This window comes from Indibacter alkaliphilus LW1, from assembly GCF_000295935.2.
Lineage (GTDB): Bacteria > Bacteroidota > Bacteroidia > Cytophagales > Cyclobacteriaceae > Indibacter > Indibacter alkaliphilus.
In genome coordinates this window covers 1-14,406 of sequence record NZ_ALWO02000049.1, presented here as the reverse complement: position 1 = coordinate 14,406, position 14,406 = coordinate 1, and the positions used below count along the sequence as shown (strand labels likewise).

Annotated in this window: 10 protein-coding genes; 5 read left to right on the top strand and 5 right to left on the bottom strand. The window is 40.3% G+C overall.

The window, feature by feature from the left end; translation table 11 throughout:
- Nucleotide 1: 1 nt before the first annotated feature.
- Both A33Q_RS17750 and A33Q_RS17745 read right to left on the bottom strand, forming a co-directional pair.
- The gene (locus A33Q_RS17750) at nt 2-1,552 is read right to left on the bottom strand and encodes an alpha-N-arabinofuranosidase (protein ID WP_009035040.1); all 1,551 of its coding nucleotides are present in this window, start codon (nt 1,550-1,552) and stop codon (nt 2-4) included.
- 67 nt (nt 1,553-1,619) lie between these two features.
- The gene (locus tag A33Q_RS17745; RefSeq protein ID WP_009035039.1) at nt 1,620-3,968 is read right to left on the bottom strand and encodes a glycoside hydrolase family 127 protein; all 2,349 of its coding nucleotides are present in this window, start codon (nt 3,966-3,968) and stop codon (nt 1,620-1,622) included.
- A 254-nt stretch (nt 3,969-4,222) separates the two neighbouring features.
- Between A33Q_RS17745 and A33Q_RS17740 the strand changes: the two genes are divergently transcribed.
- The 4 genes from A33Q_RS17740 to A33Q_RS17725 all read left to right on the top strand — a co-directional run bounded on the left by A33Q_RS17740 (nt 4,223) and on the right by A33Q_RS17725 (nt 8,241).
- Nucleotides 4,223-5,107: an alpha/beta hydrolase gene (locus A33Q_RS17740; RefSeq protein WP_009035038.1), complete on the top strand. Its 885-nt coding sequence runs from the start codon at nt 4,223-4,225 to the stop codon at nt 5,105-5,107.
- Between the two features lie 81 nt (nt 5,108-5,188).
- Complete coding sequence (locus A33Q_RS17735) at nt 5,189-5,899, top strand: NUDIX hydrolase (protein WP_009035037.1); 711 nt, start codon at nt 5,189-5,191, stop codon at nt 5,897-5,899.
- Nucleotides 5,900-6,080: 181 nt separating this feature from the next.
- Nucleotides 6,081-7,571: an L-arabinose isomerase gene (gene araA, locus A33Q_RS17730; protein ID WP_009035036.1), complete on the top strand. Its 1,491-nt coding sequence runs from the start codon at nt 6,081-6,083 to the stop codon at nt 7,569-7,571.
- A 211-nt stretch (nt 7,572-7,782) separates the two neighbouring features.
- Nucleotides 7,783-8,241: a hypothetical protein gene (locus A33Q_RS17725; RefSeq protein ID WP_009035035.1), complete on the top strand. Its 459-nt coding sequence runs from the start codon at nt 7,783-7,785 to the stop codon at nt 8,239-8,241.
- 227 nt (nt 8,242-8,468) lie between these two features.
- Here A33Q_RS17725 and A33Q_RS17720 read toward each other — a convergent pair whose 3' ends face one another.
- The 3 genes from A33Q_RS17720 to A33Q_RS17710 form a co-directional block, all read right to left on the bottom strand.
- On the bottom strand, nt 8,469-9,443 hold the full coding sequence (locus A33Q_RS17720) for a transketolase family protein (protein WP_016255499.1): 975 nt from the start codon (nt 9,441-9,443) through the stop codon (nt 8,469-8,471).
- Between the two features lies 1 nt (nt 9,444).
- A complete protein-coding gene (locus A33Q_RS17715; protein ID WP_016255498.1) occupies nt 9,445-10,296 on the bottom strand; it encodes a transketolase in 852 nt (283 codons plus the stop codon).
- A 229-nt stretch (nt 10,297-10,525) separates the two neighbouring features.
- Entirely contained in the window at nt 10,526-12,463 is a 1,938-nt protein-coding gene (locus tag A33Q_RS17710; RefSeq protein WP_009035032.1) for a 7TM-DISM domain-containing protein, read from the bottom strand.
- Between the two features lie 500 nt (nt 12,464-12,963).
- Between A33Q_RS17710 and A33Q_RS17705 the strand changes: the two genes are divergently transcribed.
- A complete protein-coding gene (locus A33Q_RS17705; protein WP_235062815.1) occupies nt 12,964-14,349 on the top strand; it encodes a SusC/RagA family TonB-linked outer membrane protein in 1,386 nt (461 codons plus the stop codon).
- The last annotated feature ends 57 nt before the right edge of the window (nt 14,350-14,406 follow it).

Below are 14,406 nucleotides of genomic sequence, written 5' to 3'. Positions count from 1 at the left end.
ATTATTTTACCCTGACCATCAATACTGAATTGGCAGGTACTGCAATTTTCAGGTTGTCTTTGTTCAATTTAAAATCCTTAAAATCAGCTTTTTTGACCGCGTCTTTTTTGTCAAAAGAATTGTATGAGTCGATTGAAGCTGCAGTTACGATCTGGGCAGTAACATTTTTGGCTTCGATCCCTCTCAAGGCCACATCCAAGTCGATTTTTTTGTCCGGATGGATGTTTGCGATACTGATATTCACTGTACCATCATCAGATTTGGAAGAAGAAACACTAAGTGCTTCCAGCTTTTCTTTTCCAAAGCTAACTTCCTCTGAGATCAAATGGTGTGACAAAAGTGTAGCATCTTTATGAGGTTTGTACAGGTCAAATACATGATACGTAGGTGTGAGGATCATGTCATTTTCATTGGTCAAAATGATTGCCTGAAGCACATTGACCGTCTGTGCCAGATTGGCCATGTGTACCCTTTCCGCGTGCTTGTTGAAGATGTTGAGTGAAATAGCTGCAACATGGGCATCTCTCATGGTATTTTGCTGATATAGAAAACCCGGATTGGTTCCTGGCTCGACTTGAAACCAAGTACCCCACTCATCCAGAATAATCCCCACTTTCTTTTCTGGGTCATACTTGTCCATGATGGTGCTGTGCTTGGTGATCAACTCATCTACCCTTGAAGCTTTTCTTAAAGTTTCAAGATATTCTTCTTTGGTAAATTCTGTTGCCTTTCCTTTATTCTCCCAAGTACCGGTTACTGTATAATAATGAAGGGACAAACCATCCATCATGTTTAGGGGAATATTTTTCATCAAAACATCAGTCCAGTTCAGGTCCCAATCATTGGCACCACCTGCAATCTTGTAAAGTTTATTTCCTCCATAATCCCTGGCAAAGGTGGCATACCTTCTGTACTCATTGGCATAGTATTCCGGAGTCATATTACCGCCACATCCCCAGCTTTCGTTACCTACTCCCCAGTATTTGATGTTCCATGGTTCTTCCTGACCGTTCTTTTTTCTCAATTCAGCCATTGGGCTCACGCCATCAAAATTGATGTACTCTATCCACTTGGACATTTCTTCTACCGAACCGGAACCAACATTTCCTGTAATATATGGCTCTGTCCCTATCTTCTTGGCGAAATTCAAAAATTCATGTGTTCCAAAGGAGTTGTCTTCTGTCACACCTCCCCAGTGGGTATTTACCATTTTGGGCCTATCCGCAGGATCTCCTATCCCATCAGTCCAATGGTATTCGTCAGCAAAGCAGCCTCCAGGCCACCTCAGATTAGGGATTTCCAGATCAATCAAGGCCTGCATCACATCTTTCCTGTACCCGTCTTCATTGGGCACATCCGAATCCGGGCCTACCCAAATCCCTCCATAGATATTCCTACCCAAATGCTCAGCAAAATGTCCGTAAATATGCCTGTTGATGGTGACCGTCCCCTGATCTGCATTAACAATCAGGCGGTTTTGGGCTGTAGTCACAAATGTAACCAACAATGCTGCTGCCAGTAACATCAGTCCTTTTAAGCGTCCGGTTTTCATAAATTTTATTGGTTGAGTGTTTATTGTTAAATCTATTTTATTGGATTATTTGATAAGTTCAAACCTGTTATAGGCTCCTTTTCATAAGCCTGATATGGTGAATTTTAGGGCTCAGTCTACCATTGCTTTCAATCTTGAATTCAAGTATCTCAGCATTTTTGTCTCCCAAATTGTAATCAACCATATATAATTGATCATTTACCCCTGTCAATGATTCTTTTTTCAGCAAATCCCCATTGATATAAATACTGAATTCCTCATCAGAAGAAGGCAAAAGGTAAATAACCCTGATCACTTTCCCCTCTTTTTCTTGGTTCTTCAAGATATACTGAAAAAAGTCAGAAGTCTGTCTCCAAAATCTCCCGTTTTCCTGCCCGATTTCAGTATTCCTCCCTTTGAATGAATGTTCAGTTTCCGGTTGTTGCTCACCGGCAGCCACCTGATCTACGGTAACCTCCTCCAAACGTCGCATCAGTTCGTCCTTTTCAGAAAGCTGCTTTTTGAATTCCTCTAGCTCATCTTTATCAGCAATCGGCCAGTACAATTGATACCTGCTATCATGAATTTCAAAAAATGGTAGTAATTCAATTTGTTCATCCGATTGGTGAAATTCATTCGAAGCAATTAGAAACCTAAACCCTTCCTGTTGCACGGGAAGAGGATTGTTCTCTTTTTTCAAAACCTGATTGAGTTCGAGAGGGACCATTTTGCCGGCAGCCACATGGCCCATCCTACTGTCGTCTGCAAACAATCCCTTGAGATCATCTGCACCCGTTTTTGCACCTAACACAATCGGCCCATGACTGAAAGACACCCAATTGGATCCATCAGGAAGTCTCTCTGCCTTTGTTTCCATAGGTAGTTTGAGGTTGATTTTATCTTTAGAAGTCCATTCTCTATTTAATGTGATATACCCATGCCTGTCCACGCTAACTTCTACCTGTTCTCCATTTATCGTGACTTCCAACATCCCTTCTTTAACCCAATTCGGATATCTTATTTTAAGGTTAAATGACTTTTTCCCTTTATGGGAAAAGGTAATTTCACTCTCATCTTTGTAAGGAAAATCGGTGTTTTGAATGAGTTTTATTCCCTTTTCCTCCCAGTCCAGTTCAGAAGCGATAAATAAATTCAGATACAAATCATCTTTTCTATATGCGTAAATGGCCTGACCATATTTGGCATGATTTTCCAAACCGGAACCCACACAGCACCAAAAATTCTCATGTGGCTGGGAATACACCCGATAATGTTGAGGGCGCATGGAAGTGAAATACACAAAGCCTCCTTTTTTTGGATGTTGGGTGGACAGAATATGGTTGAAAACAGCTCGTTCGTAATAATCAATATACTTCCTGTCAGGAGCCAGCTGAAAAAGCATTTCAGAAAGCCTCATCATATTATAGGTGTTGCAGGTCTCGGGTCCCTGTTCAGAGGAAAGCATGGATGAAAAATCACTTGTAGGATGAAAATGCTCCCTCACGCTGTTTCCACCAATTGAAACGGAGCGTTGGTACACTACATTCTTCCAGAAAAAGTCAGAAGCTTGATGTAAATTCTGATCTTTGGAGACTTGTGCAATTCTCTGAAAACCGATCACTTTGGGAATTTGGGTATTGGCATGAAGACCATTCAGTTCGTCTTTCTCTTCTTTTAAAGGTTGGAGTATGGCATTGTGGGACATTTTCTTGGCCAATGACAAATATTTTGAATCTCCGGTCATCACTGCAACATCAGCAAAAACTTCATTTAAGCCGCCATGCTCACTGATGAGCATTTCTTGAAACTGATCTTCCGTGAACCCATCCGTGAGGTCTAAAAACCAATCAGAAAGCGATACAAGCATAGGTTTCGCTATTTCCTTCCCTCCTATCCAATAGGCATCCCTCAATCCTGCAAAAATTTTATGAATGTTGTATAAGGGAACCCACCTGTCATTGAGTGAAAAGTTGCCTGCATTGATCTTACCGGATTTAAGTTCATTCCAGATTTTTCTGCCATAAGGTACCCCGCTAAGATATCCATCCCCACTTTGGTCCTGCGCATGCTTCAATTGCTCCAGCATGTAGTCCAACCTTTTATTGATTTCAGGGTCTCCTGTAGACGCAAACATCAAGGAAAGGGCAGAAAGATAATGCCCTCCAATATGACCATCCAGACCTGTGTTTTCCCAATTTCCGTAGTTATCAGCGGACCAAGTAAGTCCCGCTTCTTTCATGTAAGGAGCGAGAAGTCTGTCCACATCCATTTCAAGAATGTATTTTTTATCAACCTCCTGAGCTCTTTTGAAAGGACTATCTTTGAGTTTTACTTGCCTGAGATCGAAAAATTGCACCTGGTCACCCTGGGCTTTAGCCTGTTGAAAAAGGGTACTTTGATAGATTACAAATAATAAAATGGTTATTATTGGTCTCATGGGTCTAGGTTATCTTCCTGTCATCTGAATACTCTGTGTGCACTTTGATATATATCCTTCAGATCGAATAAGAAAGGACAATATAAAAACATTAATTGTATTTTTAACACTAAATATTAAAAATGAATTTTTGCTTACCGTAATTTCCTTAAATAGCTCTTATGTTTACGTTAAAATGAAAATCATTTAAAAATCTCAAAATAAATCGCTTATATTTAAAGTGTTTATACTACACTTTAATAAATTTAAACCAAATGACCAGAAAAATATTACTCCAAATTTTTGTTTTATGTTTGTTTGCAATCTTTTGTAAAGCACAAAAAGATACTTTACAGGCACCGATCGGATTTGATCAACAAAGGAACAATATTGAAAGAGGAAGAATAGATACGATCTCCTATCCATCCAGTACAGTTGGGGTAGATAGAAAGGCTTTGGTTTACACTCCACCTTCTTTTAATGAAAGTAAGGAATACCCTGTTCTATATCTTCTTCATGGAATAGGTGGCGACGAAAAAGAATGGCTGAACCAAGGATCTCCTCAGGTCATATTTGACAACCTTTATGCTGATAAAAAGCTAGCCGATATGATCGTAGTACTGCCTAATGGAAGGGCAATGAAAGACGATCGGGCAACAGGAAACATCTTTGACAGCCTGAAGGTACAGGCCTTTTCTACTTTTGAAAAAGACCTTCTAAAAGACCTAATCCCCTTTATCGAAAGGAAATACCCAGTAAAAACGGATAGAGAAAACCGTGCATTGGCCGGATTGTCCATGGGAGGCGGGCAATCTTTGAATTTCGGTCTTGGCAATCTGGATACATTTGCTTGGGTCGGAGGTTTTTCTTCCGCGCCGAACACAAGATTACCGGAATCACTTCTACCAGACCCGAATGCTGCTAAAGACAAACTTAAACTGCTTTGGATCTCATGTGGATCAGATGATAACCTCTTTCATATCAGCGAAAGAACCCATGAATACATGAAAAAACATGGGGTGCCACATATCTATTATGTAGAGCCCGGAGGACATGATTTTAAAGTTTGGAGAAATGACCTATACCTTTTCACCCAGCTTCTCTTTCAAGAAAGCGATAAAAGCAAATATCCTTATTTTGCGCAAACAGACACTCCATAAAAAATTATATACAAAAACATGAATTTCTAGCCATCAAATCTTACTTTAGCTTTTTATCCGCCTATTAAATCAAATAAATAGATGCAATATTCTAATCAAAAAAGGCTTTTGGTAGCCGTGGACTGTATCATTTTCGGTTTTGACGGAAGTGAATATAAGTTGCTTCTTATACAAAGGGGGTTCGCTCCTGAAAAGGAAAAATGGAGTCTTATGGGAGGTTTTGTTCAGGAAACCGAATCTCTTGATGAAGCCGCTAACAGGATCCTGAATCAATTGACCGGATTGCATGACATCTATATGGAGCAAATTCAGGCATTTAGCAGGCCAGACAGGGACCCCATAGAAAGGGTAGTCGCAATCCCTTATGTAGCTTTGATTGATATAGAAAAATACCAAAGGCAGATCAATGACAACTTTCATGCGCATTGGTTTCCACTCAAGGCTTTGCCGAAATTGATTTTTGACCATCAGGAAATGGTGGACCTTGCATTAAATAAGCTGAGGTATAAGGCAGCTTTTCATCCCATCCTATTCGAACTGCTACCTGATAAATTCACCTTACCCCAGTTGCAGGCCATGTACGAAGGACTTTATGAAACTAAAATAGACAAAAGGAATTTCACCCGTAAACTACTTTCTACCAACCTGCTGAAAAAGGAAAAAGAAAAAGATAAATCAAGCTCTAAGAAAGGAGCATATTATTACAGTTTGGATGAAGGGCATTATAAGGACAATTTTTTGAGCATTCATAACTTTATGCCTAAGAGTGAAATCTTCTTTGAAAGCAATTAATTCTTTACCAAAATTTTTTTATAACAATTTTTATGTGTAATTAAGACACTTAATTACACATATACATTAAATACACTTCGAATATCCCTCAAGAAATCAAAATTTCACATATCAGATCATATAGCCTTTGCTGTATTTATTTCTATTGGAAGTAAAATATCAAAAATTAAAGAACCGAATGATGAACGACCTAAAACATAATCAGGTATGGCTGATCACAGGAAGCCAACACCTCTATGGTGAAGAGACTTTGAAGCAAGTAGCAGAACATTCTCTAACCATTGCTAAGTCACTTAATGAGCAAAATGGAATAAGTGTAGAAATTGTCTATAAACCAATAGTAAAAACTTCTGAAGAGATTTATGCAGTTTGTCAAGAAGCCAATCAAGATAAGTCATGCATAGGACTTATCGCTTGGATGCATACCTTCTCTCCGGCTAAAATGTGGATTTCAGGACTGAAAATTCTTCAGAAACCCCTACTCCACCTTCATACCCAGTTCAATAGGGACATCCCTTGGAATGATATTGACATGGATTTTATGAACCTAAATCAAAGTGCGCATGGGGACAGGGAATTTGGGTTTATTGTATCCAGAATGAATATTGAGCGAAAAGTGGTCACAGGTCATTGGCAAGATCCTGCTGTCATCTGTCAGATTGACGCCTGGGCAAGGGCTGCTTCAGCATGGGCAGATTGGCAGGGTGCCAAGTTTGCGAGGTTTGGAGACAATATGAGAAATGTGGCGGTGACTGAGGGGGATAAAGTGGAAGCTGAACTTAAGTTTGGATTTGCAGTAAATACTTTCCCCGTTGGCGACTTGGTAGCATATATCAATGGTGCTGATGAAAGTGAAGTCAAAGCCCTCATTGATGAGTACGAAACAAACTATTTATTGGCAGACAATCTTAAAAAGGGTGGAAAAAGGAGATCCTCCTTGGTAGATGCTGCACAGATTGAAGTCGGAATGCGCAACTTCCTCAAAGAAGGTGGTTTCAAAGGATTCAGTAATACTTTCGAAGATCTTCATGGAATGAAACAACTTCCTGGTATTGCTACACAAAGATTGATGGCAGAAGGATATGGCTATGCTGGAGAAGGAGATTGGAAAACTGCTGCACTTGTCAGAGCCATGAAAATAATGGGAACAGGTTTGGAAGGCGGAAATGCCTTTATGGAAGATTATACTTATCATTTTGATCCTGAAAACAGCATGGTATTGGGTGCTCATATGCTAGAGGTAGATCCGGTATTGGCGGCAGAAAAACCAAAATGCGAAGTCCATCCTTTGGGAATCGGAGGAAAAGAAGATCCTGTTAGATTGGTATTCAATGGCAAAGGAGGTGCTGCTCTGAATGTCTCTCTTGTGGACATGGGCAATAGGTTTAGATTGGTCGTAAATGCCGTAGAAGCAGTGGAAATCCCACAGGATCTTCCAAAGCTACCGGTAGCAAGGGTGATGTGGAAACCTTTACCTGACATGCAAACAGGCTGTTCAGCTTGGATTTATGCCGGGGGTGCACACCATACCTGCTTTAGTCAGAACCTGGGCACTGAACACCTAGAAGATTTTGCAAAAATTGCCGGTATCGAAAATGTGACCATCGATCAAAACACGCAACTGAAGCAACTCCAAAATGAATTGCGCTGGAGCGCTAAGTATTATTCATAAAAAGTAAAGAGGCTGACATTTTGAAAAACCAGCCTCTTTTTTTTCTATCCCCAACTCTATTTGGTCGATAAATAAATTTTTTAATAGTTTAAGAGTGAAAAATAATATTTATAATACAAAAACTAAATTTTTCATATATTTTTGAACTACATATTTGTTTCTTTTTAAACGTATGAAGTTTATCATTAAAAATCCAACAACATCAGTTATCATGAAAAAAATTCTCCCCTTACTTTTACTTTCATTTCTTTGGATAATTACTTCCAATGCACATGCACAAAGCCAGACTGAAAATGACCAAACATTCAAAGGGCCCTTACAAAAAGGCAAATACACTTTGGGTGGAAACTTCTTTATTGGTGAGGACATTACATCTGTGCAGGCAGGTGTAGGTTATTTCTTTTCAGATAAAATAGGACTCGGCATTGACGGAACCTATGTGAATGAATTGTTTTTAGTTCAGTTACTACCAAGGTATTATTTCCATGTTCTTGACAATACCTATATCTTTTTGGAGCTGGGCGTTACCGCAGGAGATATTTTTGGCGTTTCAGGTGGAGCTGGAGTGACTTATTTCATCAATGAACGGATTGGGTTTCAGGGAAGACTCAACAATTTTAGCGGAGGTGGAGTAGGATTGGTGGTATTGTTTGGCGGGAAAAACAGATGATATTAGGAATATTCGAACATCTCCTAGAAGTTGAATTAGTTTTTAAAATAAGATACTAATTGATATTAAGTTGATACTGGGATATTTATTTACCTGAGATTAAGAATTGACTTTACTTCCTTGGTTAGTGCTTCCTTCCTAATATTTCAACAATAATAACAAAAGGATCAGGCTGCACCTGATCCTTTTGTTTAGGTAAAATCCAAATTGGAACTTTTATCACTATTTCACCCTGATTTTCTTTTCAGAGCGATTTTGGCTTTTTTCACAATATTCTCAGCGTTCAGTCCATATTTTTCCAAGAGTTGTGTCGGCGTACCTGATTCTCCAAAGGAATCGTTGACACCCACATATTCCAGCGGAGCAGGATGGTTCCTGATCAGCGTCTGGGCGATGCTGTCCCCCAAACCTCCGTTGAGCTGATGCTCTTCGGCAGATACCGCACAGCCTGTCTTGGCTACAGAATCCAATATAGCTTCGGTATCCAATGGTTTGATGGTGTGGATGTTGATCACTTCGGCGGAAATGCCTTCCTCTCTCAACATGGCTTCCGCTACCACTGCTTCCCATACCAGGTGGCCTGTGGCGAAGATGGTCACGTCCTTGCCATCGATCATTTTCCATGCCTTGCCGATCTCAAACTTCTGGTCTGCAGGGGTGAATATCGGCCAGCTCGGCCTGCCGAACCTGAGGTAGGCAGGACCTACATGATCCACCAAAGCCAGTGTCGCGGCCTTGGTCTGATTGTAGTCACAGGGATTGATCACTGTCATGTGCGGCAGCATTCTCATCATGCCCAGGTCTTCCAGAATCTGGTGCGTGGCCCCGTCCTCGCCCAGCGTAAGGCCGGCATGTGAGGCGCAGATTTTCACNTTCTTGTCCGAATAGGCCACAGACTGTCTTATTTGGTCGTAGACACGTCCTGTGGAGAAATTGGCAAAGGTGCCCGTGAAAGGGATTTTGCCCCCTATGGTCATACCTGCGGCAAGTCCTATCATGTTGGCTTCCGCGATACCTACCTGGAAAAACCTCTCGGGAAATTCCTTCTGGAAGGCCCCCATTTTCAGTGAACCTATCAGGTCGGCACAGAGGCCTACCACATTGGGGTTGTTTCTTCCTGCTTCCAGCAGTCCGTCACCGAAGCCGGAGCGTGTATCCTTCTTTTCGGTATAGGTGTATTTTAAGTCAAGTGTCTTTTCCATTTCAGTAGTCTCCTAATGTTTCTTCCAATTGTCCCAATGCATTCTCAAGCTGTTCGTCATTCGGTGCCACGCCGTGCCATTTGTGCGTGCCGACCATAAAGTCCACCCCGNAGCCCATTTCTGTGTGGAGCAGGATCATCACGGGCTTGCCCTGTCCGGTCAGGGACTTCGCTTTGGCCAGGCCTTCCAGTACGGAAGCCATGTCGTTTCCTTTTTCGATATTGACGATCTGCCAGCCAAAGGCTTCCCACTTGGCTCCGAGGTCTATCAGGTCCATGACCTTTTCGGTAGGGCCGTCGATCTGCTGTCTGTTCAGGTCAATGGCAGCGATCAGGTTGTCCACCTTGTGGTGGGCCGCATACATGGCAGCTTCCCATACCTGCCCTTCCTGCTGCTCACCGTCACCCATCATCACATAGACCAGCTTGTCATCCTGGTTGAGTTTTTTGGTCTGTGCCGCACCGATTCCTACAGAAAGTCCCTGTCCNAGAGAACCCGAGGCAATCCTGATNCCGGGAAGGCCTTCTTCTGTGGCCGGATGGCCCTGAAGCCTGGANTTGATTTTACGGAAGGTGCCCAGTTCGGGAACACCGAAGTAACCTGATCTGGCCAACACACTGTACCAGAGTGCAGACACGTGTCCGTTGGAAAGGAAGAAAAGGTCTTCGCCTTTTCCGTCCATTTTGAAGTCGGAGTCATGCTCCATTTCATTGAAAAAGAGTGCGACAACATATTCGCACATGCCAAGGGCAGCTCCCGGGTGGCCTGACTGCACGGCATGTACCATGCGCAGACAGTCCCTTCTGACCTGGGAACAGATTCCTTCGAGATGATCGATTGAGTGTTTTTCCATTGTATTGGAATTATAGGTTTTATTATTTCGGTTTGAGATGTTTTACAAACCTTTAAATTAAGTGTAAATATTACATTTAAAAAGTTTTTAGAGTTAATATTTTTCATTAGAATGCAAAAGCAAAACCTTTGGAGGCCGCTCAATTAATTTCAGGATGGATCCTGACTTATTCTTCTAAAACAACAATTTGTAAGAATCAAATCCAGAAAATCAGGTTTACGCTCAAATATTAAGCCTCACTATTTCCTTCCAGATCGACAAGAGCAAGTCTTTCCCAACCATTCAATTCGCCATCAAAGTCTATCTGCTCCTTGGCAATAGCAATTTTATTTTTGAATGCCCAGCAAGTTTCCCTTCTTAGGTCAATAGTCTCTGATAGTTCGTTCAAAGTCATATTGACATCCTTTCTGTTGGAAAGATAGAGCATATAAAAAGCCTTTTCTATGGGAAATTTTATTTTGTGAAAGAGGGTATTGCTGGTTGCAGATTCATTATAATTACAATTACGGCATCTACGTCCAAAGCTTTTCGAAATTGTTGCTTTATTGTATCCACATTTCTTACAATGAAAGCCTCCCGCCCATTTCAGTTCTGATAGAAATTTGCAACAAGCTTCTTTATCAGGAAATATTTCTTTGAATTCCCGAAAATCAAACCCCTTCATCAACACCATTTCCTGAATAGTTTTTTCCAAACCCTCTTTCAGTTCCTGATTTGTCAAATTAAGGTTAAGGTTTTCAGTCCGAACCTCTTCATTCAGCTTTTTTAATTTGGTGTTGGCTCTAAGAAGCTGTCGGTTTTTTTCAGCTAGTTCATTGGCCAAAGAACGAACCTTTTGAGTTCGTTTTTTCACAAGGTCCTTTAAGTTGCTGTTGAGCTTATCTTGCAGTTCATTTTTTTCCAAAAGAGCCCTATTAAGACTTCGCTCAGCAATAAAACTTTTCTTTTGAAGGTACCCAATCTGATTGAAAATAGATATGGAAAAGAAGATCACCTCCGCAAATATCACTGGGTTAGCAAAATACCAATTTATAATAGGATCATCAAAAAGCTCAACATTGGCTTCACTGGCATAAGACTGCAAAAGGCCAATAAACATACATATCAAAGCGAAAGAATGAGCCCAGGACATTTGCCTAATTTTCACAAGGGTCCTGACCATCCCAACAATAGGAACTAAAAGGATAGAGCTGAAAATCAATAGCATATAAAAATCCCCTACTTTAAAACCATATTCCTGATTGAGTGTCAACAATACAATCAACAGGATAGCGCCCCAAGTAACCTTATTGATAGCGGGAGACTTGTGTATTTTTTGAACAAAGTAGTTTGAAAACAACAAGGCTGAAATCACCAACAAAAGTTGTGTCAAAAGCCTCCTCGTTAAAATATTAAGTTCCGGGAAATTTGGCCAGAGATATTGAAAGCCTAAGCCGTCCCTTCCCAAAGAATACCATATACAAGCATACAGGAAAAAGGCGAAGTAAGCATAAAGTGGGTCTTTTTGTTTGAAAATCAGATAGATGGTAAAGAACAAAACTATGACCAAGACACCATAATATATTCCCAAAAGAAAATACTCATTAACAGCATGGGGAATAAAACTTGAGTGGGATCTTAAGTGAAAACTGAATCCCATTAAATAACTTCTTTGAATTCTCAGGTAGAAAGTTTTGGTTTCCCCTGGTCTAATATTGACAACTTGATTGAAATTCTTATGCCGTATTTCCCTCTCTTGAAATGGCAAAGTATACCCGGATTCTTTTACTGAGAAGGTATTGTCATCATTTGGCATGTAGAAAACGATATTCCGAATATCAAAACCCCAGGATTCAAAAAACCATGCTTCATTCAATTCAGGTCTTTGGTTTTCTACAGTAACCCTCAACCATAATACACCTTCAGCATTCGTGGAATCCATATAAGGATTAGTGGCTTTTTGGAAGTTGTGAGAAAAAGTAGAAGCACTCACTTCTTCTATATCTAATAGGCCCTCTATATCAAGAAAAAAATCCAATGATTCAGTAATATGGTAGTGAATACTGTCCTCTGCCAACTTGATCACAGTAGGCAGTTCTTGAACCCTTTGTTGCTTCTCATCCACCATCCATGAAGAGAAGGTACTAAGAAAAAGCAAAATAAATATCCTTAAAGAAAGTAAGATCACGGATTTACAGTTAAAGTAATCAAGATTAAAACAGAGACTATAATAAGTATAACAATTCTGGGCTTAGATTAATTATAATGCATAAACAGCAAAATAAGTTTGTACTAATTTTAATAAAAGCTAAGCATATATATATTTTCACAACATTTTAATTTTAAACATAAATAATTGATTTTCAGAAACTTGTTTTTAAGCGCAACAAGAAAAATTTTTCTGAAAACATCACTGCTATATTTCAGGCAACAAAAACATTTTTTTCGATAGTAACCCTTTGTTTGGCCTACTTCAAATGAATAATTTTTTAAGTTCACTAAGCGAAATAACTTTCCAAAAACCTCCTTGCTTCAGGGTTTCATAAGTGTAATTATAACAGTTTATACATAAATTTAATAGTGAAATCTAGAAGATGTTAAAATCAATTCCCCATTTACATGGGTGTTTTTGATAAATGAATCTCTAGAAATCAGAATTATATAATCAATCTCAAACCAATAAACCCTATGTTGAAAACAATTTACCCAAAACAGAAAAGTATGTGGAGTAAAAGCAGGAATCTGCTATGCTTCCTCGCACTTTGGCTGACATTAATCCCAAAAGACACTTGGGCACAAGGAAGCAATCAGGCCATAGAAGTGTCCGGCACCATTCAAGCTTCTGATACGGGAGAGTCACTCCCTGGTGTTAATATCCTAATTAAAGGAACCACCACAGGGACTGCTACAGACCTGGATGGAAATTTTACACTGAGAGTTCCCTCTCCTGATGCTGTTCTGATTTTTTCATTCATTGGCTACAACCAAGTAGAAAGAAGAGTCGGCAACACTACTTCATTTAATATCACCTTGGAACCTGATCAAGATTCCCTATCGGAAGTGGTTGTTGTAGGTTACGGAACTCAGGCGAGAGCAACAGTTACCAGTGCCATATCTTCCATCTCATCAGAAACAATTAGGGAATTACCTGTTCCAAATCTGGCCTCAGCCATTCAAGGACGTGCGCCTGGAGTGAACGTGACCAATGCCGGAGCTCCAGGAACAAATCCCGTAGTAAGGATCAGAGGTATAGGTACAGTTGGTAATAATGATCCCCTTTATGTTATTGATGGAGTACCCGCAGGAGGCCTTAACCAGATCAACACTGCCGATATTGAATCAATAGAAGTATTAAAAGATGCTTCAGCGGCAGCTATTTATGGTTCAAGGGCGGCCAATGGGGTTATCTTGGTGACGACCAAAAAAGGTCAAGTCGGAAAACCGGTGGTAACAGTTGACTCCTATGTAGGTACACAAAGTGCTTGGAGACAATTGGATTTGCTCAATACGCAACAGTACCTTGACTTCGGTAGAGACCTTCTGACAAATGGTGGAGAGCCAGTTCCACAGCGTTTTGATAACTTGGGAGATTTGGCCAATGTCAACACAGATTGGCAAGGAGAAATGTTCAGGCCTGCCACTATCCAAGATCATAATGTAGGAATCTCAGGTGGTAATGAATCTGTTATATATAATGTATCCGTCGGGTATTTTGGACAAGAAGGTATCATGAGAGGAACTGATTTTGAAAGGTTTTCTTTCCGAAGTAATACAGAATTCAAAATCAGTGATAGGGTAAAAGTAGGCCAAACATTAACTATAGCCTACTCAAATAGGAATGTAGAGCCATTTACAGGAGGTAGAACGCAACTGGAACATATGGTAAAATCTGTACCTTATATTCCGGTCAGAGATGAAAGCAGACTTGGAGGCTTCCGTTCTCCTGACAGGGTAGATGGATCAGACCCCGAAAACCCGGTCTTAAATGCCGAATTGAGAACCAACAGACAGCAAGAATACAAAATCCTAGGTACTGCCTATGGATCTGCTACATTTGATTGGACATTAAGTTAAGCTCGATTAACTTAGTAGATATGGAAAAGAAAAAAAGAAGGTCATTCGATAAATCCT